Source organism: Promicromonospora sp. AC04 (assembly GCF_003058225.1).
In the GTDB taxonomy this organism is placed as follows: domain Bacteria; phylum Actinomycetota; class Actinomycetes; order Actinomycetales; family Cellulomonadaceae; genus Promicromonospora.
In genome coordinates this window covers 355410-379811 of the sequence record NZ_QBUG01000006.1, presented here as the reverse complement: position 1 = coordinate 379811, position 24402 = coordinate 355410, and the positions used below count along the sequence as shown (strand labels likewise).

Genomic DNA, 24402 nt, shown 5'->3' with positions numbered 1-24402 from the left:
TCCTTCGGTGAGCCCTCGTCGTCAGCCGTTGTCGTCAGCCCTCGGAGTTCGTCACGTGCGTGAAGTACGGCAGGCTGTCCCCGGCCGGCTCGAAGCCCTGGACGCTCGTGCGCCACGCGTACGGCATGCCGACGAACATCGGGTACATGCCCACGGCGTCGTCCCAGATGATCTTCGTGGCCTGCGCGTAGAGGTCCTCCCGCTCGGCGGTGTCGCTGGTCGCCTCGGCGTCGGCGAGCAGCGTGTCGAGCTCCTCGTTGCAGTAGCCGGTGCGGCCCGCCGCGCACGGGTACAGGCGCCCGAGGTTCGTGGCGGCGTCGTACCCCTGCGAGCCGACCTGCTGCAGGTTGATGTCCCACTTCAGCGCCAGCAGGTCCTCCAGGAACACCGCCTGCTCCTTCTCCAGCGGCTCGACCTGGACGCCGATCTCGGCCAGGTCGGAGGCCACGGCCTGCGCGAGCTGCCGGAACTGCGGCTGCGAGAACTGCAGCCGGAGCTTGGTGTCGTAGTCGAACCCGGCCGCGTCGAGGGCCGCCTTTGCGGCGTCCGGGTCGTAGGCCACCGGCTCCTGCGGCGCGTAGCCCAGCACCACCGGGCTGACGACGGAGTCCGCGGGGGTGCCCGTCTCGGGGAACAGCGACGCGGTGATCTCGTCGAAGTCGACCGCCTGCCACAGGGCGCGGCGCACGGCGGCCTCCTCGAGGCTCTCCTCGCCGCTGTTCATCCACATGGTGACGACGCCGGGGCTCTCCACGTCCTCCACCGTGATCGAGGTGTCGCCCTGCAGGGCGGCGATCTGGTCGTCGGGCATGGCCCAGGTGACGTCGACCTCGCCGGTCTGCAGCGCCGTCATGCGGGCCGAGACCTCGGGGATCGACTGGAAGACCAGCTCCTGCAGCGCCGGGGCGCCGTCCCAGTACGTCGGGTTCGGCGTCATCCGCAGCTCCTGGCCGGGCGTGAACGACTCCACGACGAACGGCCCGGAGCCCACGGGCTCCTGGAAGAACGCGTCGTCGACGTCGGCCGGGGTGACGAAGAACGACGAGATCTTCGCGACGAACGAGGCGTCCGGCTTGCCGGCGTCGAACACCACTGTCGTGGCGTCCGGCGCCTCCACCTGGTAGTCCACGAAGTTGCCGGCCAGCGGGCCCTGCAGCTCCTGGACCCGCTCGAAGGAGGCGACGACGGCGTCGGCGTCGACCGGCTCCCCGTCGGAGAACTCCACGCCGTCGCGCAGCGTGAACGTCCACTGGCTGGTGTCGTCGTTCGGCTCCCACCCGGTGGCCAGGTCGCCGGTGAACTCGCCCGGGCCGGTGCTGACCACGAGCTGGCTGAACAGGGCGCGGGCCGCGAGCTGCGTCCCGGCGTCCATGCTGGACGGGCCGTGCGGGTCGAGGTTCTCGATCGGGATGGGACCGGCCGCGGTGACGGTGCCGCCCGCGGCGTCGTCGCCGTCGTCGTTGCCGGGGCTGGTGCTACCACAGGCCGCGGCGGTCAGAAGGGTGAAGGTGAGGGCGAGGGCAGGTACCGCTCGCCGGGTGTTGAGCTTCATCGCTCGTTCCTTCCGGGTGAGGTGGGTGCTGCGCGTTCGGCGCTGCGGTCAGCGTTGGGCGAAGCGCTTGGTGAGGCGGTCCCCGACCAGGCCGATGCAGACGACCAGGACGGTGAGCGCGATGCCTGGGAAGGCCGAGATCCACCACGCCGTGGCGAGGTACTCCTTGCCGCTCGCGATGCTCTGGCCCCAGGACACGACGTACGGGGGCAGGCCGAGGCCGAGGAAGCTGAGGGCCGCCTCGGAGAGGACGACGGAGGCGAGCTCCATCGTGGCGAGCGCGACGACGGGCCCCGCGAGGAACGGGACGACGTGCCGGCCGAGGACGGCGGGCGTGCGCACGCCCATGATCCGGGCGGCGTCGACCCAGTCGCGCTCGCGGACGGACAGGGCGACGCTCCTGGACAGCCGGGCGAACCCGATCCAGCCCGCCACCGAGAGGGCGATGATCACGACGTCGACGCCGCGGTCGAGGAGGCCCGCGATCACTATGGCGAGCAGGATGCCGGGGAAGGCCATGAGCACGTCGATGGTGCGGGCCACGGCGACGTCGGCGAACCCGCCCGCGTAGCCGGCGACCGCGCCGAGGGCCACGCCCACCAGGCTGCACAGCAGCACCACGACGACGCCGATCGTCAGGGAGGTGCGCGCCCCGTGCACCACCTGCGCGAGCACGTCCCGGCCGACGCCGTCGGTGCCCAGCCAGGCGGTGCCGGCCGCCGTGGGCGCGCCGGGCGGCAGGAGCCGCTCGGTGACCACGGTGGCCACCGGGTCGTACGGCACGAGGTACGGGCCGGCGATCGCGGCGAGCACGTAGACGCCGATGATCGCGTAGATCAGGTAGGCGCCGACGGAGCTGCCGACGGAGCCGCGGACCGGGCCGCCTGCTGAGCCGCGAACGGGGCCGCCCACCTGGCGCGAGAGTCTCATCGGCGCGCCTCCAGCCGGATGCGCGGGTCGAGGCGGGCATAGGCGAGGTCGGCGGCCAGGTTGAGCACGATGACGCAGAGGGCGATCAGCACGGTCGCGGCCTGCACCACCGCGTAGTCGCGGTTGCCCACGGCACCGACGAGCAGGTTGCCGAGCCCTGGCCAGGCGAACACCGTCTCGATGACGACGGCGCCGCCGAGCAGCGTGCCGACCTGGAGCCCGACGACCGTGACGACCGGGACCAGCGAGTTCTTCAGGACGTGCCCGGTCAGCACCTCGCGCTCGGTCAGGCCCTTGGACCGCGCAGTGCGCACGAACGCCTCGGACATGGTCTCGGCGACGCCGCTGCGCGTGATCCGGCCGACCAGCGCCGTGAACGGGATGGCGAGGGTGACCGCGGGCAGGATCAGGTGCTCCAGGTCTCCGCCGCCGGCGCTCGGCAGGAGCCGCAGCCACAGCGCGAGGACGAGGATCAGCATGATCCCGACCCAGAACGGCGGCAGGGCCTGCAGCCCCAGCGTGGCCGCCGACGTCGTGCGGTCGACCAGGCTGCCGGGCCGGTGCCCGGCCACCACGCCGAGCACTATCCCGACGACTATCGCGATGACGGTGGCCGCCAGCGTGAGCGTGACGGTGGCGGGGAACCGTTCCAGCACCGCGTCCATGGCGGGGCGCCCGTACCGGTAGGACTCGCCGAAGTCGCCGCGGACCGCGTCTCCGAGGAACGAGAGGTACTGGACGAGCACCGGCCGGTCCAGGCCCAGGGTGTGCCGCAGCTCGGCGAGCTGCTCGGGCGCGGCGTCGGGCCCCAGGGCGACGGTGGCCTGGTCGCCCGGCGCGAGGCGCACGATCAGGAAGACGGCGGTGAGGACGCCCCAGATCGTGAACAGCCCGACCGCGAGGCGCCGCAGCAGGAAGGAGAGCATCATCGCGGCCTGCCGACCGAGTCGCCGTCGACCGCGGTGCACGCCACCGAGAGCCGGCGCGGGCCGTCGTCGGCCTCCAGGAGCTCGAGCAGGAGGCCGACGGCCGCGCGGCCCATGTCCTCGCGGGGGAGCGTGAAGCGGGTCCAGTTCCGGCCGGTCGCGCGCCCGGCGCCGCTGGGCGCGGGGTCGCCGAGCAGGGCGACGGAGAGGTCATCGGGGATACGCACCCCGGCCTCGGTGGCGACCCGCTCCAGGGCGGCGATCGCCTGGTCGTCCTCGCTGGGCTCGACCAGGAGCGCGGTGACGTCGTCGGCCAGCCATTCGTCGAGCAGGGCGGCCAGGCGGGCGTCGGTGGCGGCGAGGTCGGCGTCGTCAGGGATCTCGTGGATCGGCTGGTCCGGCAGGCCGGCGTCGGCGAGGCCGGCGCGGAACCCGTCCTCGCGGTCGCGCGTGGGCTCCTGGTGGTCGGCGGGCCGCAGGTAGGCGAGGCGCCGGTGCCCGACGCCGGTCAGGCGGCGCACCATGTCACGTGTCGCGCCCACGTAGTCCGGGGCGACGTAGGAGAGCTCGGTCCCGGGCAGCTCGCGCCGTCCGACGAAGACGAAGGGGAAGTCCTCGCGGACCAGGTCCGCGAGATCGGCGTGGTCGATATGCCGGCCCAGGAGGACGCAGCCGTCGGCGACCTTGAGCCGGTTGATGCCGCCGGAGTAGATGCGGCGCTTGCCCGTGCCGACGGAGCTGAACAGCAGCAGGTCGTACCCGAACTCTGCGGTGGCCTCCTCGACGCCGAGCAGGAACGGGAAGTAGAAGTCCCGCTGGTCCACCGGGAAGACGGCCTCGAACGTGTACAGGCCGAGCATCCGGTTGCGGCCGCCCTTGAGGCTGCGGGCCGCGGCGTTGACGGTGTAGCCGAGCTCCGCGGCGGCGTCGAGCACCGCCCTGCGGGTCTGCTCGGCGACCTGGCCGCTCGCCGGGCCGCCGCTGACCACCAGGGAGACGGTCGCCTGCGAGACGCCTGCGGCTCGCGCGATGTCCACCTGGGTGGGGCGCCGTCGTTGGCTCATCGCGGACTCCTTGGGTGACCGGCGCCATCGCCGGTAGAATCTCTAATACGTATTAAAGCACCGAGACGGTCACAATATTGATCGGGATGTGGGGCGTCAAGAGAATGCGGCCCTATCTCGCGTGATTCACCCGGCGAATCGATGGCTGGCCGTCTCGGCCGGAGGCCGGCCGGTCTCGGCCGCCGCCGAGCCGAAAGTAACCTGTCGATCGCTGCCGGGATCAACACGCAACTTCCGGCTCGACGCCGGTATGGGTGAGGAACTTGCGGGTCGGTCTTGGGGGGCGGGGGGTGGCGGGCAGGGGGTCTGGCTCGACGGAACGAGGGTGTGATGCGCGAGATCCGGGCGGACGACGACGTCCTGGCTTGGGAAGGCGCCGTCTCCGTCGAGCATGCGCCGGGCTGGTCGCGGGCCTGGCGGCTGCCGCACGACCGGATCGGGCTGTTCCCCGGCGGCGCCCTGCGCACGCGCGCGGCGATGCCCGCCGGGGTGCGGGTGGTGCTGCGCACCGACGCCCGGGTGCTCGCCGGGCGGGCAGCGGTCCAGGGCGTCGAGGTGCCGCTTGACGCCGTGGTCGACGGTGCGATCGTCGCCTCCGCGCCGGTCGGCCCGGGCGGGAGCTTTGTCCTGGACCTGCCGCCCGGGGACAAGCGGGTCGAGCTGTGGCTGCCGCAGTTCGGGACGTTCCGGCTGGTGAGCGTGGCGGTCGAGGACGGGGCGCGAGTGTGGGCGGGGGCCGCGGCGCCGGGCGACCCGGTTCGGCGTCGGCCCCGGTTCGTGGCGTACGGGAGCTCGCTGACGCAGTGCCGTCAGGCGGCGTCGCCCGCGCGGACGTGGCCCGCGCTGGTGGCGCGCGAGCTCGGCCTGGACCTGACGTGCCTCGGCTTCGCGGGCGAGGCGCAGCTGGACCCGATGGTCGCGCGGGTAGTGCGGGACCTGCCCGCCGACGTCGTCGTGGCCTGCCTCGGCATCAACGTGTACGGCGCGGGCACGTTCAGCGCGCGCTCGTTGCTCCCGGCGCTGCTGGGGTTCCTGAGCACGGTCCGGGACGGGCATCCGGGCGTGCCGGTGCTGGTCGTCTCGCCCGTGGCGTCACCCCGGCGGGAGGCTGTTGTCGGCCGCGCGGGCCTGACCCTGGAGCAGGTACGCGACCGGGTGGCGGACGCCGTCGGGCTGCTGGTCGCGCACGGCGACCCGGACCTGCACCTGCTCGACGGCCGGTCGGTGCTCGGGCCGGAGCACGCGCACCTGCTCGACGACGGCCTGCACCCGGGCCCCGCGGGCTACGAGCACATGGCGTCGGTGGTCGCCCCGGCGGTGCGGGACCTGCTCCTGGCCCGAACCCGCGCCGGCTTCAGCCCTCCGGGTCCTGACGGCGCTCGTGGGTGAGCAGCGTGATCACCACGGCGACGGCGACGCCCACCAGCGTGTCCAGGGCGCGGTCCGCGACGAGCTCGCCCACGGGCACGGGGTTCGCGAGCTGGGCCATCGACAGCGCGAGCGGCGTGATGAACAGCATGGCCACGCCGTAGTTCCGCCCCACGTACAGTTCGGCGCCGGCCTGGAGCAGCGCGGCGATCGTTATGACGACCAGCGGTGGTGGCGCCGCCGTCAGCAGCACCCACGCGATGACGACGCCGACCAGGGTGCCGGCGAGGCGCTGGGCCGCCCGGGTCAGCCGCCCGGCGGCGTCGGGCGCCGACATGGGTACCACCGCGGCCACCATCGCCCAGTAGGGATGCCCGACGGCGGTGGCGATCGCGCCGGCCACGGCGACCCCCATGGCGTACCGCACGAGGTAGTGGGACAGCGTCCATTCGGGCGCTGGTCCTGATCTGCCCGCGGGAGCATGCGCGGGGGCGGGAGCCTGCGCTGGGGCGGACGCCGACGCGGGGGCGGGCGGGCGAGCCGGCGTCGGCGCGGCGGCTGCGCCGCTCTCGAACCGGGCGATCGCGGCGGTCAGCGCGAGCGCGAACAGCGCGGCGACGACCGTGACGGCCAGCGCGACCGGCAGCCGGTCCGGCCCGACCGGCACGGACGAGCAGGCGCCCAGCGCGAACACGGGGAACAGCGGCCCGGGCGGATGCCAGCGCAGCCGATGGGACAGGATCGCGACGGCGGTGGCCCAGACCGCGGCGACGGGGACCACCACCCAGCCGGCGGCGGACGCCGTCGGGCTCAGGACGGCGATCAGGGTGCCGAGCAGCACCGACGCCACCAGGACGCCGCCGGCCTGGACCTGCATGAGCAGGCGCGCCCGGATCGGTACCGTGCGCCCGAACAGGCTGGTGAAGGCGCCGAACGTCGCGTAGAGGGACCATTCGAGATGGCCGGTCGCCCAGAGCACGAGCATCGGCACGGCTACCGAGGCGGCGGCGCGCAGGGCTACGGGAAGCTCTCCGCCGTACGGTCCCACGTGCAGCATCCGGCGCAGGTGGGGGAGCAGGGGCCGAGCGTTCATGTCCCCCGCATCCTCCCATGAGGGGCTACGGGCGGAGGAACTCGGCTACCGCGGCGAGGAACTCGGCGGGTGCCTCGTCGTGCACCATGTGGCCCACCGGGATCTCGACGAGCCGGCCGTCGGCGACGCCCGCGGCGAAGTCCTTGAGGTCCGCCTGGTCGACGTTGCTCGTCGGCCCGCCCGCGACGACGAGGACCGGCGCCTCGATCTTGAGCGCCTCGGACCACCAGGCCGGGGGCGGGTCGCTGCGCTGGGCCCGCAGGGCGTTGACGAGCGGCCAGTCGAACGGGACCGGGTGGTCCGGCTCGTCGAACGGCTCGAACCGCGGCCCGCCCGGCCGGGTCGGGGTGGCGTCCTCCAGGACGAGCCGCGTCACACGTCCGGGGAAGGTGTCGGACCGGTCGCCGGTCGGGGGAACGGTCAGGGCGGTGGTCACCAGTGCGGCCGTGACGGCCCCCATCGAGTGCCCGACGATCGCGATGCCACCCGGCGTCGGCGCCAGCACGTCGCAGAAGGCGAGCGTGTCGGCCGTCATCAGCTCGTAGGTGTACTCGCCGGGCCGGTCGCTGTCGCCGTGGCCGCGCGCGTCGAGCGCGAGCGCGCGGTAGCCGAGGGCTGCGAGGTCGTCCAGCAGGGGGTCCCAGGACAGGGAGCTCTCGCCGAGGGCATGCAGCAGGAGCAGCACGGGTGCGTCGGGGTCGCCGGCCTCGCGATAGGCGAGGCGCAGCTGTGCGCCGTCGGCGCGGCGGGTGTCGGTGTGGCCGACGTCGACGTGGCGGACCGGGTGCAGCGGTGCGGTGGTCATCTGCGCAAGTATGCCGAGCGGGCGGGCGGCACCACGGCGCTGGAACGGAACGCGGCGAAAATCCGCTGACTGCGTACGGGCCCGGCCGGTACGGTCGGGCGTCGCTGACGCACAACTGGAGGTGAGACGCGTGAGCAGCAACAAGAAGAACCGCACCAGGTACAAGCACGCGCTCCCGATCGAGGCGGTGCGTGAGTGCGCCGAGCACGCCCGCTCGGGCGCGGCCGGCGTGCACGCCGACCAGCAGGCGCGCGGCTACCGGACGGGTGCCACCAACCGGGTGGGATCGCGCTCGGCGCGGGTCCGCGCGGCGATCCGCGCGGACCTGCGCTGACGTGGGCTGACCTGAAGGGGTCCGTGTTGAGCCCGGCCCCCCGAGTTCGGCCAGACACCGGCGCCCCAGGGCTTCGGACCCAGCGCCGTTCAGTGGTGGTGGTGCTCGCCCGCGGCCACCGGCGTCGCCCCCGGGCGGGTCCACTGGATGGTCGGCCGGCCGCCGGTCCAGCTGTTCCCGACGCCGTCCTCGTCAGCGCGCCAGAACCAGCCCGGCGCCCTGCCCTCCGGCCAGCCCTCGGGGTAGTCCTGCCAGGCCTCCTGGCGGCCACGGGGCGTCATGTCGAGCAGCGCGAGGGCCGGCATGGTCACCTCGCAGCCCCGGCCGGTGTTCCGGTAGGTGAGGAACACGCGGTCGCCCTGACGCAGGAAGACCACCCAGGTGCCGAAGTCCTCGAACACGTCACCGCCCAGGATCGGCTCCTCGATGTCCAGGACCGAGTACCAGTGCTCCGGGTAGCCCATGAACTCGACGAACGGCGCGAGCTCCTCGTACGGCCCCTTCGCGAACACCGCGAACGACACCCCGCGGGCATTCAGGTAGGCCGGGTTCTGCACCGCGAAGTAGGTAAGGGTGCACCCCTCGCACTGGTTCTGGATCGGCTTGCCCAGGTGCCACATGTGCTTGTAGACGACCAGCTCCTCGCGCCCCTCGAACAGGTCCAGCAGCGTCGTCGGCCCGTCCCGCCCGACGACGGTGGCCGTCGCGTCGACCTCCGTCATCGGCAGCCGGCGCCGGGCCGCGGCGATCGCGTCGCCCTCCCGGGTGTGCGCCTTCTCCCGGGCCAGCAGCTCGTCGCGGGCGGCCTGCCAGGCCTCCCGGCCGACGACGGGCGGGACGGCGGCCGTGCTGTCCTGGCCGACGTTGCTCTCGTGTGTTGCGGTCATGACGCTCTCCTCGTTTCGACGTGGTTGCCGGAGTACCGACGACCGGCCACGCAGAAGCTCATCGGTCGGCCGCCCACCAGGACGACGAACAGGCCGGCAGGAGAACGACAGCCGGCCCCGAAAGAAATCTCGGACGCGAGACCTAGGCTGAGGCGCATGCGCATCGCTGTCCTCGACGACTACCAGCAGGCCGCCCACCGCTTCGCCGACTGGGACAGCCTCGGGGCCGACGTCGCCTTCCACCCCGAGCACATCGACGACCCGGCGGCGCTCGCGGTGGCCCTCGCCGGGGTCGACGTCGTCGTCGCAATGCGCGAGCGGACGCCGTTCAGCGCCGCCGTGCTCGATGCGCTGCCCGACCTGCGGCTCCTGGTGACGACCGGGCGGGCGAACGCGTCGATCGACCTGGACGCGGCCCGCGCCCGGGATGTCGTGGTGTGCGGGACGGACTCGCCGTCGTCGGCCACGCCGGAGCTGACCTGGGCGCTGATCCTGGCCGTGGCGCGGCACGTGCCGCAGGAGGACGCGCGCCTGCGCGCGGGCGGCTGGCAGCACACGATCGGGACCGACCTGGCCGGGCGCACGCTCGGGGTGGTGGGACTGGGGCGGCTGGGCACCCAGGTCGCGCGCATCGGTGCGGCGTTCGGGATGGACGTCGTGGCCTGGAGCGCCCACCTCGACCCCGCTGTCGCGGCCGAGGCGGGCGTGCACGCGGTGGCCAAGGAGGAGCTGTTCGCGACCGCCGACGTCGTCACGGTGCACTACAAGCTGAGCCCGCGCAGCGTCGGGATCGTCGGCCGGGACGACCTGGCGCGCATGAAGCCGACGGCGTTCCTGATCAACACCTCGCGCGGCCCGCTCGTGGACACCGGCGCGCTGCTGGAGGCCCTGCACGCCGGCCGCATCGGCGGCGCGGGCCTGGACGTGTACGACGTCGAGCCGCTGCCCGCGGACCACCCGCTGCGCTCGGCGCCGCGCACCGTCCTTACGCCGCACCTCGGCTACGTCACGCAGGACACCTACGCCACGTTCTTCCCGCAGGCTGTCGAGGACATCGCCGCCTGGGCGGCGGGCAGCCCGGTGCGCGTGCTCGGCTGACCGGCCCGGCCGCTACCGCAGTGCCGCGGAGACGATCTCCAGGGCCTCGGCCCGGCCGATGCCGAGCGCGCGGGCCGTCTCCGCGTACTGCGCCGCGGCGTCGCGGGCGAGGGCGAGGCGCTGGTTGCCGGCCGCGCTGACGAACGTCCCCGCCCGGCCGCGGGTCTCGACCAGCCCGGCCGCCTCCAGCTCGCGGTACGCGCGGGCCACGGTGTTGACCGCGATGCCGAGGTCGGCCGCCAGCGCCCGCACGGTCGGGAGGCGGGTGCCGACCGGCAGCGTGCGGTCCGCCATCTGCTGGGCGAGCGTGGTGCGCACCTGCTCGTACGGCGGGACGGGGGAGTCGGCGTCGATGCTGATCACGCTCGCCACAGTACAAGCGTGACGGACCAGATCGCCCGACGTCGGGCCGGCCCGCGTGTGCCCGGGGAACAGCCCGTGCGGCAGGTACGAACCTCCCGCCATGGGGTCGCCTTGTCCTACCCTCGATGATAGACATGCAGGATATATCCGGACTTTGGGGGGCACCGTGGCTGAGGTTTACGAGATCAAGGACGACGAGGGGAACGTGCTGGAGGTGCTCGCTGCCGACGACGAGCCGCAGGGGGAGACCGCCGGCGAGGTGCCGACCGAGGTCGAGCCGACCGACGTCGAGCCGACCGCGGTGAGCATCGCGTCGCGCGCGTCCTGGGGCGCGCGGTACCAGGACGGCGACCTGACGCTGACCGGCCTGGCCATCGAGGTGTGGGTGCACCACTCGGTCACGGCCCAGCTCTCGGCCGGCGCGAGCATCGCCGCCGAGCAGGAGCAGATGCGGGCGCTGGAGAGCGTGGGCCAGACCCGGTTCGGCACCGGCATCTCCTACAACGTGGTCGTCTTCCCGTCCGGGCGGGCCTACCAGGGCGTGAGCTGGAACCGCCGCGGCACCCACACCGGCGGGCGCAACAGCACCTCGCGGTCGATCTGCTTCGCGGGCAACTACGAGACCAACCAGCCCACTGCCGCCCAGATCTCCACCGCGGCCGCCATCTACCGGGAGGGCAAGCAGCGCTGGTGGACCCAGGGTGCGCCGCTGGGCGGCCACCGCGACGTCTCGCAGACCGCGTGCCCCGGGAAGAACCTGTACGCACGCCTCGACGAGATCCGCGACGGGGACGGCTCCACCCCGCCCCCGCCCGACCCCGGTGGCCTCGTGGTCGACGGCTTCTGGGGGTCGTCCACCACCCGCCGCGTGCAGCAGGAGCTCGGCACCACCGTCGACGGCGTCGTCTCGTCGCAGAGCGTGGCCTGGCGGGACGGCAACCCGGGCCTGACGACCGGCTGGCAGTGGGTCTCCGACGCGCAGGGCTCCCGCATGATCGCCGCCCTGCAGGCCAAGATCGGGATGGACTCCGGGGCGCGCGACGGCAAGATCGGCCCGCAGACCATCCGCGCCCTCCAGCGCTACCTGGGCACGCCGGTCGACGGCATCATCTCCCGCGAGTCCCGTGCGGTCATGGCCCTCCAGCGCCGCCTGAACGACGGCCGCATCTGAGCTGGTTCGCGGCCGCAGGTGGCGGCTGATCGGCAGAATGTCAGGGGTCAGCAACCCGGGTCGCTGACCACCTGACATTCTGCCGATCGAGCTTGCGCTCCGGAAGTTAGTCTCGCGTCCATGACCGACGCCTCCTCGCGCCCCGCAACCGACCCCTCGTCCGGTTCCACCTCGTCCGACCGCCCCGCGCCCGGCCCGATCCCGCTCGGGTCCGCGCCCCGGCCCGCCGACGGCGCCGACCTGGCCGCCCGCATCCGGGCCGCGCTCGCGGACGAGATCGGCGGGCAGGTCGTCGGGCTCGACCGGGCGTCGATCAGCGCGGTGCTCGACGGCGCCGACGTGGCCTCCGCGGACATCGACCTGTCGGGCGTCGTCGTCCGCCTCGACGGCGGGGCGGACGCCGCGAAGCGGTGGCACCCCGAGGTCGTCCGGCGCGAGCCCGGGACGCTGCGCCGCGTCCGTGTGGACGCCCACCAGCTCGTCGCGGTGGACCTGCCCGTCGACATCACCGCTGAGCTCGAGGGCCTGCGGTTCGACTGGGTAGAGGGCTCCGACGGCCGCGTCGGCATCCAGCCGGTGGAGCCCACCGGCGCGCGCCCGGTCTCGGGCCATGCGCGCGTCGCCGTCGACAAGGCCGGCCTGGTCGCGACGGCCCGCGGGCTGCTGACCGTCGTGCTGCAGCAGCAGGGCATCACGCTGACCGGGCTGGACCTCGACGTGGTGTCGCAGGGGCCGCGCGCGGCCGCGCTCCGGATCGACGCCGCGATCAGGAAGGGCATGTTCCTCTCGGCCCGCGTCCAGGCGACGGCGGCGGTCAGCATCGACGCGGACATGGTGCTCGCGGTCCGCGACGTGCAGCTCGCGAGCGGCAACCCGCTGGTGGCGGCGCTGCTCGGGACGGTCCGCGGCCGGGTCGAGGCGGCGACGCGCCGGGACATCGACCTCGCCGGGAGGCTCCCGGACGGCGTCCGGCTGGCGGACGTGCGGCTGGAGGTAGGCCAGCAGCTCGTGGCGAGCGCGCGGCTCGCCTGAGCGGCGCCGGGGCCCGGGCCGAACGCCGTCGGCACCCCCGCCCGGGGTACGTTGGGGGCATGTCCGTCAGCGCCCAGACCGGCCGGTCCACCAGTCCCGGCGCCGCCACCGCCGGCTCGCGCGGCGGCTACGCCAGGGGCCGCGCGACGCAGCAGGAGATCATCCGGACGGCGATCCTGGTCTTCGCCGACGTCGGCTACCACGGCGCCTCCCTGCGGGACATCGCGGCGCGCGTGGGGATCTCGCACCCGGGCCTGCTGCACCACTTCCCGAACAAGGCGGCCCTGCTGGAGGCGGTGCTGGAGTACCGCGACGCGGTCGACGAGGAGTCCTTCGACGAGGACGTCGCGCGCGGCACCGAGTACTTCGACGCGCTGCTCAACCTCGTGGAGCGCAACCGCCTGCGCCGGCCGCTCGTCGAGCTGTTCGCGGGCCTGTCCACGGAGGCGACCTCGCCCGACCACCCGGCCCACGAGTACTTCCAGCGCCGCTACACGCGCGTGGTGCGCGAGCAGTCCGAGCTGCTCCGGGAGCGGGCCGCGCGTGGCGGGCTCGCCCCCGGAGTCGACCCGGAGCAGGCGGCGCGCACCGTGGTGGCGCTCATGGACGGCCTCCAGGTGCAGTGGCTGCTGTCCCTGGAACGGCCGGCCGCCGACCGCGTCGACATGGCGGCCGACCTCAAGGGCTACCTGGACCTGATCCTGCGCTGACTCAGGCGTTGGCCTCCGCCAGCAGCGTCGCGAGCCGGGCGCGGTCGAAGCCGGCCATGCCGAAGTCGGCGACGACGGCGAGCGGCATGTCGCCGATCATGCCGAGCATGTCGTCGGCGACGGCGCCCCCGTGCACCAGTGCGTCGACCTGCGGCCCGACGACGGGGTGGTCGATCGCCTCGGCCACGGTGGACAGCTCCGCCAGCGGGAGCCGCACGTCGTCGCCGTCGACCACGACTGTGGCCGAGCCGCGCAGGTCGCGCGACGAGGCGCCGACCGAGACCACGAACTCGCCGCCCTCGACCACCCAGCGGCGCAGCACGGGGTGCCAGTAGGACAGGTCGCGGGCCGTGAGGTCGAAGGTGAGCTCGCGCGACTCGCCCGGGGCGAGGTCCACCTTGGCGAACGCCTTGAGCTCGCGCTCCGGGCGGAGCACCTGCGCGACCGGGTCGCCGACGTACACCTGCACCACCTCGGCGCCCGGCAGTTCGCCCGTGTTGGTGACGGTCACGCGGACCCGCACGGCGGCGTCGTCGGCGGCCGGGTCGCTTCCCGGCGCGAGCGCCTCGGCGGCGACGCCGTCGTAGGCGAACGTCGTGTACGACAGGCCGTGCCCGAACGGGTAGGCGACGTCCGCCTGCCGCGCGTCGTACCAGCGGTAGCCCACCAGGACGCCCTCGCCGTAGCGGACGTGCCCCAGCTCGCCGGGGAAGTTGCCGTAGGACGGGTTGTCCACCAGCCGCAGCGGCAGCGTCTCGGCCAGGCGCCCGGCCGGGTTAACCGCGCCGAGCAGCACGTCGACGACGCCGGAGCCGCCGGCCTGCCCGCCGAGCCAGCCCTCGACCACTGCCGGGGCGAGGTGCTGCCAGGCCGCGACCGAGACGGCCGAGCCGTTCGCCAGCACCACCACGATCCGCGGGTTGACCGCGGCCACCGCCTCCAGCAGCGCGACCTGCTCGGCGGGCAGGTCCATGTGCTCGCGGTCGAAGCCCTCCGACTCGTAGGAGGCGGGCAGCCCGAGGAAGACCAGGACGGTGCCGGCGGCGCGGGCCACCTCGACGGCCTGCGCGCGCAGCGCCGCCTCGTCCGTACCCGAGCCCAGGTCGGCGCCGTCGACCGTGTACCCGGCGGCGAATGGCACGTCCGCCCCCGTCGCGGCGCGCAGCGCGGTCAGGGCGTCGTCGAGCCGCGTGGGGTTGACCTGCGAGGACCCGGCGCCCTGGTAGCGCGGTGTGCGGGCCAGCTCGCCGACGACGGCGACGCCGTCGCCCGACGCGAGCGGCAGCAGCGGCGCGGCGGCCTCGCGATCAGCCGCGCCGTCGGCGGAGCTGTCGGCCGCACCGCCCACGGGAACGCCGTCGTTCTTCAGCAGCACCGTCCCGGCGGCAGCGGCCTCGCGGGCCAGGGCGTGGTGGGCGTCGGCGTCGTAGCCCGCGGGGCCGGCGGCGGGTCCGGCAGCGGCCGCGCGAGCGGAGTCGAGCGCCGGCAGGGCGCGCGCGACCAGGTGCAGCACGCGGCGTGCGGCGACGTCGACGACCGCCTCGTCCAGGCTGCCGTCGCGTACGGCGGCGACCACCTCGGCGTCGGTCCGGCCGCCCGAGGCGGGCATCTCCAGGTCGAGCCCGGCGGCGACGGCGGCGACCCGGTCGCGCACCGCGCCCCAGTCGGACATCACGAGGCCCTCGAAGCCCCACTCGTCGCGCAGCACCTCGGTCAGCAGCCAGTGGTTCTGCGACGCGTAGACGTCGTTGATCTTGTTGTACGAGCACATGACGGTCCACGGCTGCGCCTGCTTGACGACGCGCTCGAACCCGGCGAGGTAGATCTCGCGCAGGGTGCGCTCGTCGACGTCGGCCGAGACACGCATCCGGTCGGCTTCCTGGTTGTTGGCCGCGAAGTGCTTCAGCGACGTGCCGACGCCCTGGGACTGGACGCCGGCCACGAGGGCGGCGCCGAGCTCGCCGGCGATCACCGGGTCCTCGGAGAGGTACTCGAAGTTGCGCCCGTTCAGCGGGGACCGCTTGATGTTGATCCCCGGGCCGAGCAGCACGGCGACGTCGTTGGCGCGCGTCTCGCGGCCGAGCGCCTCGCCGACCCGGCGCAGCAGCGCGGGGTCCCACGTGGAGCCGAGCGTGGCCGCGGTGGGGAAGCAGGTGGCCGGCACGGAGTTGCCGAGGCCGAGGTGGTCGGGGGAGTCGGCCTGCTTGCGCAGCCCGTGCGGGCCGTCCGTGACCATGACGCCCGGCACGGTGACGCCTTCGCGGCCGACCGGCTGCGTGGTCCAGAAGTCCAGGCCCGACAGCAACGACGCCTTCTCCTCGAGCGTGAGCCCGGCCAGCACGTGCTCGACGTCGAACACGCGGCTCGGTGTGGCGGCGTCCGGGGTCAGCTCGTCGATGGGCTTCTCGATGGGCTTCTCGATGGACATGGTGCGCTCCCTTGCTCTCTAAACCTACCGAGTGGTAGAAATTCAAAACTACCACCCGGTAGGCCGGCACTGGTGCGGCCGCCCGGGAGCCCGACCATCCGGGGCGACGTCGCCCCACTCAGGAGTCACCATGGCATCCCTCGATCCGAGCCCGGTCGCCGTCGCGGCACCACGACGTGCCGCGGGAACCGGCCTCGTCGTCGCGTACGTCGTCGCCTTCTTCGCGCTGTACGTGGCGCTCCTGACCCCGGTCATGAGCACGCTGGCGCTGCGGGTCAGCGACCTGTCGACGCCCGAGGCCCGCGCGGGCGACCTCGCGCTGGTGACCGGGGTCGGCGCGTTCTTCGCGTTCGTGGCCAACCCGCTGGCGGGCGCGCTGTCCGACCGCACCACCTCCCGCCTCGGCATGCGGCGCCCCTGGCTGCTGTGGGGCGTGCTGCTCGGCTCGGTCGGCATAGCGGTCATCGCGTTCGCCCCGAACATCGCGGTGGTCGTGGTCGGCTGGGCCATCGCGCAGACGGCGTTCAACGGCACCCAGGCCGCACTGCAGGCACTCCTGCCCGACCAGGTCGACGAGACGCTGCGCGCCCGCGTGTCCGGCTGGCTCGGCATCGCGCAGAACCTCGCGCCGTTGGCCGGCGTCGGCCTCGCGGCCCTGCTCATCGCGGCGGGGACGAGCGCGGAGTGGATGCTGCTGCTGCCCACGTTCCTCGGGATCGCGGGCGTGCTGGCCCTCGTCGCCGTCCTGCGGGACCGGCGCCTGGACGCGGCCGACGTCGAGCCGTTCCGCCTGGGTCGCTTCCTCGCGGGGTTCTGGGTCTCGCCGCGCAAGCACCCCGACTTCGGCTGGGCCTTCGCGGGGCGGTTCCTGCTCCTGTTCGGCTTCGCGCTCTACAACAGCTACCAGGTCTACTTCCTGCAGGACCGGTTCGGCATGGACGAGCCGACGGCGCTCGGCTGGCAGCTGCGCCTCATGGTGGTGCAGGCCGCGGTGCTGCTGCTGGCGGGCTCGGCGGGCGGTGCCCTGTCGGACCGCACCGGCCGGCGCAAGGTGTTCGTCATCGTCTCCACCGTGCTGGCGGGCGCCGGCCTGCTCGTGTTCGCGTTCGCCGGGGCGCCCGCCCACCTGTACGTGGGGGCGGCGCTGTTCGGCGCGGGCCTCGGCGCGTACTTCGCCGTCGACCTGGCCCTCGTGACCGACGTGCTGCCCAACCGGGAGACGGAGGCCGCGAAGAACATGGGCGTGTTCAACATCGCCAACGCCCTGCCGCAGTCGCTCGCCCCGGCCCTTGCCCCGGCGCTGCTGGCGATCGGCTCGGGCGGGAACTACACGGCGCTGTTCCTGGTGGGCGCGCTCGTGGCCGTCGTGGGCGCGGTGAGCACCATGTTCATCAAGGGCGCGCGATAAGGGGCGCCGGGCCCGCTCGGCGCCCGAGCCCGAACCTCAACCTGAACTTGAACGCTGGCAGAGTCTCAACCTCGACTTGAACCCTGAGTGCGGTGCAGGCGCGCGAGGGGGCGACACTACGCGCTCGGACTGTGTTGCTGAGAGTGCACATTGTCTACTGTCCGCAACACAGTCCGAGCAGTAGCTGTCTCCCCGGGCGGTCTCAGTGCCGATTGGATCCGGCCGACGGCGTGTCAGGCGCCCAGGCCACGCGAGCGACCTGAGCGCCTGACACGCGAGCCGGCGGGGGTCAGTACGGGTTGTTCACGTAGGTCCGATTCAGGGGCTCAGGGATGCGGAAGTAGTTGGCGGACAGCCCCGCCGGGTCGGTGGCGAGGGCGCCGCGGCCGGGACCGTCGTCGCCGTCGTCCCAGCCCCACGGCGCGTTCGCCGAGTTCTGGGAGCAGGAGATGCCGCCGTCGCCGCAGCTGCCCGAGGCGTCGCCCGCGAACGTGCCCGCGCTCGCGAAGAGCTGGGTGTTGTTGCGTTGCGCCCAGAGCCCGCCGGAGGCCTGGACGTCCACCAGGCGGTAGGCGACGTTCCGGTCGTCGGGGTGCTCGGGCACCTCGGCCCGGCCGGCCGGGTAGTAGATGACGCCGTCGCCCACGATGTCGTAGCCGGGCCGGGCCTTGAGACCGTGGCCCTTGGCCTCCTGGGCGGTGACGGGGTGGGTCAGGCCGTCGTGCGGGTTGGTCGCCAGCTGGAGGGTGCCGTCGATGCTCTCGGCGCCCGCACCCCACGTGCTGCCCGACGGCGTGTACGAGTAGAAGTTGGTGTGCGCCACGGTGACGGCGCCGCGCAGCACGCCGTACGTCGAGCCGTCCTTCTGGACGGCGACCATGGCACCCTCGGCGTCGTTCTCGTGCTCCGTGTCGAAGATCGAGTCCGACCAGTCCCGCGGGTGGAAGAACATGTACGTGACGAACCAGTGGGTGGCCGTCTCCTGCACGGAGTAGTAAGCGGTGGCGGCCAGCGTGTGGTTGCCGGTGTTCTCCCAGTTGTTGCGCGCGTTCAGGTCGCCGTCGAAGTCGTAGGCCGTGATGTAGTCCGAGCGGCCGCCCAGGGCGTTGGTGCCGGTCTGGTCCACGTCCTGGTAGTGGATGGGCGCCCAGCGCTGGGCGACGTCGGCGTTGCTCGCCGCCGACAGCTCCGGGGCGGCCGCCGTCGGCCCCGCCGCCGCGGATCCCGCCGCCGCGGATCCCGCCGCCGCGACGCCCAAGGCGACCACGGCCGCCGTCGTACCCATGGCAAGCTTCAGTGTTCGTGCAGGTCCAGGCATGTTTTCCCTCGTCCCGGTTGGTACGGCAGGTAACGATCCTCCCGGGCAGACTTCACCCCGGGCATTGCCGACGAGCAAAGAGAGCATGGCAAACGGATGACGATTTGTCCGTTTAGTTGGACGCTCGGTAGCGTCCTCGGTCTCGGGGGTGGAGGCGATCCGTACCTTCACCGGGAGCGGGAGGAAACCGCGATGGGGACTGGCACGGGAACCGGCATCGAGACGGGCATCGAGACCGGCAGCAAGAGCGGCAGCGTCGCCACCAAGGAGAAGGCCGGGCCCGGTACCCCGCCCATGGTGCTGAGCGCGCGGTACGTCGTGCTGCGGGAGCGGTTCGCCGAGGAGCGGGTCGGCCGCTTCGCCGTGGAGCTGGGCTGGTCGCGGCAGTGGGAGACGACGGCGGATCCCGACGAGGGGATCTCCTACGCGGTCGGCTGGGGAGTCGGCACGCTCTCCGTCGAGTACTGCGAGGACGACGTCTCGCGGCACAGCTACCTGTGCTTCGCGGGGGAGGACGCCGCGGCGGTCGAGGGCGCGACCGAGCTCGCCGAGGCGCGCCTGGACGCGTGGCGGGTGGAGGACCTGCTCACCGCCGTCGACTCCGAGACGGAGCCGGTCGAGCTGGCCCGCGCCGTCATCCGGGCGGGCCTCGGGGCGCCGCGGAAGCTCGACGAGCGCTTCTTCGCCGTCATCGACGGGGCGCTGCAGCACCCCGACGCACGCGTCCGGGAGGCTGCCGTGTGGGCGGTCTCCTACGTGCCCCAGCCGCAGTACCGGCGCCGGCTCGAGGCGCTCCGTGACCACGACCCGGAGTACGACGTGTGGAGCACCGCGCAGATCCTCCTCGACGCGTTCGACGCCGAAGGGGTCGGCGGGCAGCGCGCATGATGAGGGCGGGCGGGATGCGCGGCCCGGGGGCCGTCCACACGTCGCGCCGGCTGGTCCTGCGGGACTGGGGCAGCGATGAGGAGGTCATGGCGTTCGCTGCCGAGGGCGGCTACGAGCTCGTCAAGGACGAGTCCGACGACGTCGTCGACGGGATCGTACGAGAGGTGATCTGGCAGCTCACCCCGGGGATCGTCCTGCAGTACGCGGTGGACAGCCGGTCGGGGTGCTCGGTGCTCGTCCTGGCCGGCACTCCGGCCGACGACGTGCAGGGCATCGTCGAATCGATCGAACGGGGCGTGCACCCCTGGACACTCAAGGAGCTGCTCTCGGCAGTGGACAGAGCCAAGGGCCCCGAGGCGACCAGCGCAGCGGTCCTGCGCGCGGGCATGGGCGCACCGCCCGAGTTCGACCGGCGGTTCTACAAGCGGCTGCGCAAGGCCGTCCGGAGCGACGACTCTGCTGTCCGGAGAGCCGGGATCTGGGCGATCTCGTACTCCCGGTGGGCGCAGTTCCGCCCCGACCTCGAGGCTGCCGCGAGCGTGGAGCCGGATCCTGAGCTGCGCAAGGATGCCCAGGTCATTCTGGACCACTACGCGGGCTGAGGCGGGTCGCGGTACGCCGGTTGAGGCGCGTCGCCGGTACGCCGGCTGCGGCCCGTCGCCGGTACACCGGCTGAGGCGCGTCGTGGGTACGCGGCTGAGGCGCGTCGCCGGGGGCGGCGGTGTCTCGACACGGTCGGCTGCCTCGAACCGCAGGTTGGTGGTGCGTCTGTTCGCCGAACCGAAACGACACGCCGGTGCGCCGCGGCGGTTCGGCGTGTCGTTGCGGTTCGGCGTACGGGTGCACTCTCAGGTTGCGGTTCGGTGGGTGGGAGGACGAGCAGGTTGCGGTTCGGTGGGCGAACCGTGGGTTGGCGGTGTGGCCAGGGTTAGCCGAGCAGCTCGTCCGAGAGCTGGGCGGACTGGCGGCGGAGGTCCGGTATCGACGTGCACTCCCACTCCAGGCCGCGTCGGGCCAGGCCCATGGCGCGCAGCCGCGGGTGGCCGACGCCGGCTGCGTCGATCAGGGCGGCGTCCGGCGTCAGGTCGAGGCCCGTGCCGAGGCGGTGCAGGCGCACCAGGCCGCGTGCTAGGAGGGCGTCCACCAGGGGGTTCCAGCCGGGGGAGGTCAGGGGCGGGAGTCCCGTGGCGCCGACGACGAGGTCGAACGCTGCGGTGTTCCACGGGCGGTCTGCTCCGCCTTGCCCGTTCGTTTCGCCTTGCCCGTTCGCTCCGCCCTGTGCGTTCGCTCCGCCCTGCCCGTCCGCTCCGTTGGCGTCCCGCGCCTCAGCGACCGTGCCGACGGTGAGGACGCCGTCGGCGACGAGCTGGTCCACGTGCGTGCGCATGGCGTGCGACATGCGGTGCCGCACGTTCTCCCAGGAGCGCGCGTGGTCCCGCTGGAACGTCGCCTGCTCGTCGGCGGTGAGCCGTGCCCAGGCCGGGTTGACCTGCGGACGGACGGCGTCGATCACGGCACGCCAGTCGCGGCCCGCCGCACGCTCGCCGGCTATGTGGCGGCGCACGTGGTCGAGCGTGGCGCCGAGCCAGAACGCGGCGGGCGCTCCGTCCCCGCCGTCCCCGCCGTCCGTACCGTTCCTGCCGTCATTCCCGTCGCTGTTCCCGCTGTCCGTACCGTTCCCGGCGCCGTTCCCGTCGAACGCCCGGTCCGAGCCGACCTCGCCGAGCTCGCCCACCGCGCCGAGATCGACCTCGACCGCAGGCGGCAGCGGGTCGGCGGCGTGTGCGGCGGGCAGGGTGCCGCCGCGGGAGACGGCGGTGAACCGCGCGTCGGGCAGCAGGGCATGCAGGTGGGCGACGACGTCAAGCGTCGTCAGGCCCGTGCCCACGACGAGGACCCGGCGGGCATCGGCCGCCCGCTCGTCGAGGTCCGGTGACCACGGGTCGGCGACGTAGCGCTCGCCCCACGGCTCGTACTCGGGCAGCCGCACCGGCGGCGGCGTGCCCAGCGCGAGGACGGCGGCGTCGGCGCGCAGGGTGCCGCCGTCGGCCAGGGTGAGCACGACGCCCGGCCCACCCTCGATGCCCCCGCCACCGATGCCGGGCCCGTCCCCAACGTCGGGCCCGCCCGCGACACCCGGCCTGCCCTCAGCGCCCGGCCCGCCCCCGGCGTCGGGCCCGTCCACGACGTCGACGACCGTCCCGCGCACGTGCCGCAGGCTGCTCCCCTCGGGGACGGGGATCGACGGCAGGAGCTCGGTGAGGTAGCGCCCGAAGTCGGCGCGCTGCAGGAACGTGCCCGGCTCGGCGGGCACGCCGGCGGACGCGCACCAGCGCAGCAGGTGCTCGGGGTCGTCGTCGAAGGCGCTGAGCCGGGCCACTACCGCGTTCAGCGTGTGCCGCGGGTCGGTGGTCCGGTAGGGCAGGCCGCGGCCGGGCGTCTCGGCCGGGTCGACGAGCAGCACCTGCACCGAGTGGCCCGCCCGTCCGGACGACGCGGCGGCGCGCAGCAGGTGGGCCGAGAGGATGACGCCGGCCGCGCCGCCCCCGACGACGGCAATGGTCCGCTGCATGCTCGAGGTGCTCCGTTCGGCGGTCCGTACCGCCGTCCCGGCGGCGCCCGGAGCCAGCTGTCCGGGCGAAAACCCGAGGATAACGGCAAGTGGTCGCTCCCGATTTCGGGACCCGCCAGATTTTTCGTTACAGCGCGCCGGACATGCGATACGTTCCGATCGACGAAGTAGCGCGCGCCCGTTGCGCGCTGAGAACGGGGAGTCATGACAGCCACGACGACCACTCTGTCGGAGCCCCTGGCCGACCTGGACGACCTGACCCCGCTCGCCGAGACCACCAGGAGCCCCGACCCCGCGCGGGTCTACGAGCGGCTGCGGGCCAGGTGGGGCAACGTGGCTCCCGTGCTCCTGACGCCCGGTGTGCGGGCCTGGCTCGTCCTGGGGCACCGGGAGCTGGCGACGGTGCTGCGGACCGACGGCCTGTACTCGCGCGACTCGCGCAACTGGGGCCTGGTCGCGGACGGCACGGTGGACCCGGGCAGCGGCATCGGGGCGATCCTCGCCCCGCGGGACAGCGTCTACTACGTCGACGCGGCGCGGCACCGGCACCTGCGCCGCCTCATCGACGACTCGTTCGACGGGTTCGACGAGCACCGCCTCGCGGTCACCGTCCGGCAGTGGTGCGAGACCACGCTGGACGCGGTGGTGGCCCGGGGCGAGGCCGATCTCGTCGGCGACTACGCGTGGGCGATCCCGCTGCTCGCGATGTCGACGATGTTCGGGCTCAGTCCTGAGGAGGCGCAGGCCATGCTCGGCCACGCGCGCGGGATCTTCCGGGGCGAGGGCGTGGAGGCCGCCGAGGCGCTCAAGGCGCAGAAGAGCCTCATCGTGGACCTGGTCGCCAGGCGCCGTGAGCAGCCGTCGAACGACATGACGTCGGCGATCCTGCGGCACCGGAGCGAGCCGACCGACGAGGACGTGCAGAGCGCGGTCTCCACGATGCTCGTCCTGGGCAGCGAGTTCGAGGTCGCGTGGATCACGCAGTCGCTGCGGATGCGGCTGACGGACGCGCGGTTCGACGGCCGGTCCGGCGGCCGGCTGTCGGCGTCGGACACGCTGGAGGCCGTCCTCGGCTCGATCCCGCCCGCGAGCAACACCGCACCCCGCTTCGCGCTGGCGGACACGGTGCTCGGCGGCCGCAAGATCTGGGCGGGCGACGCCGTCGTGCCGGGGATCCTGGGCGCGAGCGCGGAGTCGCGCGCGGCCAGTGACGACATCTGGCTCGAGCCCGGCAACCTGTCCTACCTCACGTGGGGCGCGGGCCCGCACGCCTGCCCGGTGCGCCGCCCGGCCAGGGTGATCGCGCAGACGGCGGTCGACGTGGCGCTACGCCGCCTCGCCGGCGTGACGCTCACGGTCCCGCCGGACTCGCTGCACGCTACGGGGACCCTGTGGTCGTCGATGCCGTGGCAGCTCCCGGTGCGGTTCGAGGCGCCGTGATCGCGACGATCTCCGGCACGACCACGTCCCACGCGCTGCGCGGCGGGTACTGGTGCCCGACGCCGGGCAGCGGCACGAGCCGTGCGCCGTCGATCGCAGCGGCCAGCGCCGCGCCGTGCTCCGGCGGGAACAGCGGGTCGGCCTCGCCGTGCAGCACCACGGTGGGCACGGCGACGTCGGCGAGCGTGCCGCGTACCGGGCTGCTCTCGACCAGGAGGTGGTTGGCCGCGGCCGCCGGGTCGATCGACCGCTCGACGACGCGGCGGGCCGTCGCGAGCGCTGCCGCCTCGTCGTAGCCGGGCCCGGCGTAGGCCCGCTCGGCCTCCGCGAGGGACCGCACGACGGCGTCCGGGTCGCCCCAGTCGGGGTCCGGCGGCGGGTCGTCGAACTGCGCCCTGATCTCCGGGGCGGGCTCGGGCAGGCTCGGACCGTCGCCGCGCGTGACCGGGCTCGTCGAGATCAGCGTGAGCGAGGCGACCCGGTCGGGGTGCTCGATAGCCACCTGCTGGGCGATCCCGCCGCCCATCGACACCCCGGCCAGGTGCGCGCGGCCGATCCCGAGCGCGTCGAGCAGCCGGACGGGGTCCAGCGCGAGGTCGTCCCCGGTGTACGACGGCGCGCCGGGCGGGTCGGTCCGGGACCGGCCGGTGTCGCGGTGGTCGTAGCGGATCACGTACCGGCCGGGCCGCCTGCCGCGCGTGCCGCCGTGCTTGCCGCTGTGCTCGCCGACGCCGGGGCCGCCGTCGGCCAGAGCCCGGCAGAAGTCGTCGTGCCACCAGTCCATGGCGCCCATGATCCCGCCGATCAGGAGGATCGCCGGGTCGGCCGGGTCGCCGAAGGTCTCGGTGCACAGCTGCGCGCCCGGTACGTCGACAAGGGTCTCGGTCATGTCCGTCCGACGCCGGGCCGCCCGGAAACTCATCGGTCCGCGACGGAGAGAGGAATCCAAGAGGTCCACCACGACCGAGCGGTCCGGCGCGGAGCTCGCGAGATCTCCATGCCGGACTGCTTGGTC

22 protein-coding genes are annotated in these 24402 nt (G+C 73.6%); 10 read left to right on the top strand and 12 right to left on the bottom strand.

Annotation, left to right across the window (positions count from 1 at the left end; translation table 11 throughout):
• Nucleotides 1-34: 34 nt before the first annotated feature.
• The 4 genes from C8K30_RS18065 to C8K30_RS18050 are packed head-to-tail and all read right to left on the bottom strand — an operon-like array spanning nucleotide 35 to nucleotide 4472.
• Nucleotides 35-1552: an ABC transporter substrate-binding protein gene (locus tag C8K30_RS18065; RefSeq protein WP_108494269.1), complete on the bottom strand. Its 1518-nt coding sequence runs from the start codon at nucleotides 1550-1552 to the stop codon at nucleotides 35-37.
• A 48-nt stretch (nucleotides 1553-1600) separates the two neighbouring features.
• Nucleotides 1601-2482 (bottom strand): ABC transporter permease, encoded by an 882-nt coding sequence (locus C8K30_RS18060; RefSeq protein WP_108494268.1) that lies wholly within the window; start codon nucleotides 2480-2482, stop codon nucleotides 1601-1603.
• The gene (locus tag C8K30_RS18055; protein ID WP_199230549.1) at nucleotides 2479-3411 is read right to left on the bottom strand and encodes an ABC transporter permease; all 933 of its coding nucleotides are present in this window, start codon (nucleotides 3409-3411) and stop codon (nucleotides 2479-2481) included. Before C8K30_RS18055 ends, C8K30_RS18060 begins: the two co-directional genes overlap by 4 nt.
• Complete coding sequence (locus tag C8K30_RS18050) at nucleotides 3408-4472, bottom strand: LacI family DNA-binding transcriptional regulator (protein ID WP_108494267.1); 1065 nt, start codon at nucleotides 4470-4472, stop codon at nucleotides 3408-3410. The genes C8K30_RS18055 and C8K30_RS18050 overlap by 4 nt, the downstream gene beginning before the upstream one ends.
• Nucleotides 4473-4802: 330 nt before the next feature.
• Here C8K30_RS18050 and C8K30_RS18045 point away from each other — a divergent pair, with 330 nt between their 5' ends.
• Nucleotides 4803-5861 carry an SGNH/GDSL hydrolase family protein gene (locus C8K30_RS18045; RefSeq protein ID WP_108494266.1) on the top strand — a complete coding sequence of 353 codons (1059 nt, stop codon included), beginning with the start codon at nucleotides 4803-4805 and terminating at the stop codon, nucleotides 5859-5861.
• Here C8K30_RS18045 and C8K30_RS18040 read toward each other — a convergent pair.
• Nucleotides 5827-6933: an FUSC family protein gene (locus C8K30_RS18040; protein ID WP_108494265.1), complete on the bottom strand. Its 1107-nt coding sequence runs from the start codon at nucleotides 6931-6933 to the stop codon at nucleotides 5827-5829. The genes C8K30_RS18045 and C8K30_RS18040 overlap by 35 nt on opposite strands.
• Nucleotides 6934-6958: 25 nt before the next feature.
• Nucleotides 6959-7738, bottom strand: coding sequence for an alpha/beta fold hydrolase (locus C8K30_RS18035; protein WP_108494264.1), 780 nt, complete (start codon nucleotides 7736-7738; stop codon nucleotides 6959-6961).
• A 130-nt stretch (nucleotides 7739-7868) separates the two neighbouring features.
• On the opposite strand from C8K30_RS18035, the gene C8K30_RS18030 reads away from it, so the two are divergent.
• Nucleotides 7869-8072 (top strand): hypothetical protein, encoded by a 204-nt coding sequence (locus tag C8K30_RS18030; protein ID WP_108494263.1) that lies wholly within the window; start codon nucleotides 7869-7871, stop codon nucleotides 8070-8072.
• Between the two features lie 89 nt (nucleotides 8073-8161).
• On the opposite strand, the gene C8K30_RS18025 is transcribed toward C8K30_RS18030, so the two are convergent.
• On the bottom strand, nucleotides 8162-8959 hold the full coding sequence (locus tag C8K30_RS18025) for a DUF899 family protein (RefSeq protein ID WP_108494262.1): 798 nt from the start codon (nucleotides 8957-8959) through the stop codon (nucleotides 8162-8164).
• Between the two features lie 156 nt (nucleotides 8960-9115).
• Between C8K30_RS18025 and C8K30_RS18020 the strand changes: the two genes are divergently transcribed.
• On the top strand, nucleotides 9116-10057 hold the full coding sequence (locus tag C8K30_RS18020; RefSeq protein ID WP_108494261.1) for a D-2-hydroxyacid dehydrogenase family protein: 942 nt from the start codon (nucleotides 9116-9118) through the stop codon (nucleotides 10055-10057).
• Between the two features lie 12 nt (nucleotides 10058-10069).
• Here the strand turns inward: C8K30_RS18020 and C8K30_RS18015 are convergent, their stop codons facing one another.
• Nucleotides 10070-10522 carry a GntR family transcriptional regulator gene (locus C8K30_RS18015; RefSeq protein WP_369940368.1) on the bottom strand — a complete coding sequence of 151 codons (453 nt, stop codon included), beginning with the start codon at nucleotides 10520-10522 and terminating at the stop codon, nucleotides 10070-10072.
• 64 nt (nucleotides 10523-10586) lie between these two features.
• Here C8K30_RS18015 and C8K30_RS18010 point away from each other — a divergent pair, with 64 nt between their 5' ends.
• From C8K30_RS18010 to C8K30_RS18000, 3 genes are all read left to right on the top strand, one after another.
• Nucleotides 10587-11591, top strand: a complete 1005-nt coding sequence (locus C8K30_RS18010; protein WP_158281046.1) for an N-acetylmuramoyl-L-alanine amidase — start codon at nucleotides 10587-10589, stop codon at nucleotides 11589-11591.
• Nucleotides 11592-11711: 120 nt separating this feature from the next.
• Nucleotides 11712-12623: a hypothetical protein gene (locus C8K30_RS18005; protein WP_108494259.1), complete on the top strand. Its 912-nt coding sequence runs from the start codon at nucleotides 11712-11714 to the stop codon at nucleotides 12621-12623.
• A 59-nt stretch (nucleotides 12624-12682) separates the two neighbouring features.
• Complete coding sequence (locus C8K30_RS18000) at nucleotides 12683-13333, top strand: TetR/AcrR family transcriptional regulator (RefSeq protein WP_108494258.1); 651 nt, start codon at nucleotides 12683-12685, stop codon at nucleotides 13331-13333.
• Between the two features lies 1 nt (nucleotide 13334).
• On the opposite strand, the gene C8K30_RS17995 is transcribed toward C8K30_RS18000, so the two are convergent.
• Entirely contained in the window at nucleotides 13335-15761 is a 2427-nt protein-coding gene (locus tag C8K30_RS17995) for a glycoside hydrolase family 3 C-terminal domain-containing protein (RefSeq protein ID WP_108494257.1), read from the bottom strand.
• 130 nt (nucleotides 15762-15891) lie between these two features.
• Here C8K30_RS17995 and C8K30_RS17990 point away from each other — a divergent pair, with 130 nt between their 5' ends.
• Nucleotides 15892-17169, top strand: a complete 1278-nt coding sequence (locus C8K30_RS17990; RefSeq protein WP_108494256.1) for an MFS transporter — start codon at nucleotides 15892-15894, stop codon at nucleotides 17167-17169.
• A 289-nt stretch (nucleotides 17170-17458) separates the two neighbouring features.
• On the opposite strand, the gene C8K30_RS17985 is transcribed toward C8K30_RS17990, so the two are convergent.
• Entirely contained in the window at nucleotides 17459-18454 is a 996-nt protein-coding gene (locus C8K30_RS17985; RefSeq protein ID WP_233257253.1) for a hypothetical protein, read from the bottom strand.
• A 225-nt stretch (nucleotides 18455-18679) separates the two neighbouring features.
• Here C8K30_RS17985 and C8K30_RS17980 point away from each other — a divergent pair, with 225 nt between their 5' ends.
• Nucleotides 18680-19375: a HEAT repeat domain-containing protein gene (locus C8K30_RS17980; RefSeq protein WP_108494255.1), complete on the top strand. Its 696-nt coding sequence runs from the start codon at nucleotides 18680-18682 to the stop codon at nucleotides 19373-19375.
• Nucleotides 19372-19977 carry a hypothetical protein gene (locus C8K30_RS17975; protein ID WP_158281045.1) on the top strand — a complete coding sequence of 202 codons (606 nt, stop codon included), beginning with the start codon at nucleotides 19372-19374 and terminating at the stop codon, nucleotides 19975-19977. The genes C8K30_RS17980 and C8K30_RS17975 overlap by 4 nt, the downstream gene beginning before the upstream one ends.
• Nucleotides 19978-20303: 326 nt before the next feature.
• Here C8K30_RS17975 and C8K30_RS17970 read toward each other — a convergent pair whose 3' ends face one another.
• The gene (locus C8K30_RS17970) at nucleotides 20304-21947 is read right to left on the bottom strand and encodes an FAD/NAD(P)-binding protein (protein WP_108494253.1); all 1644 of its coding nucleotides are present in this window, start codon (nucleotides 21945-21947) and stop codon (nucleotides 20304-20306) included.
• 204 nt (nucleotides 21948-22151) lie between these two features.
• On the opposite strand from C8K30_RS17970, the gene C8K30_RS17965 reads away from it, so the two are divergent.
• Complete coding sequence (locus C8K30_RS17965; RefSeq protein ID WP_108494252.1) at nucleotides 22152-23387, top strand: cytochrome P450; 1236 nt, start codon at nucleotides 22152-22154, stop codon at nucleotides 23385-23387.
• Here the strand turns inward: C8K30_RS17965 and C8K30_RS17960 are convergent.
• Complete coding sequence (locus C8K30_RS17960; protein ID WP_108494251.1) at nucleotides 23326-24276, bottom strand: alpha/beta fold hydrolase; 951 nt, start codon at nucleotides 24274-24276, stop codon at nucleotides 23326-23328. The genes C8K30_RS17965 and C8K30_RS17960 overlap by 62 nt on opposite strands.
• Between the last annotated feature and the right edge of the window lie 126 nt (nucleotides 24277-24402).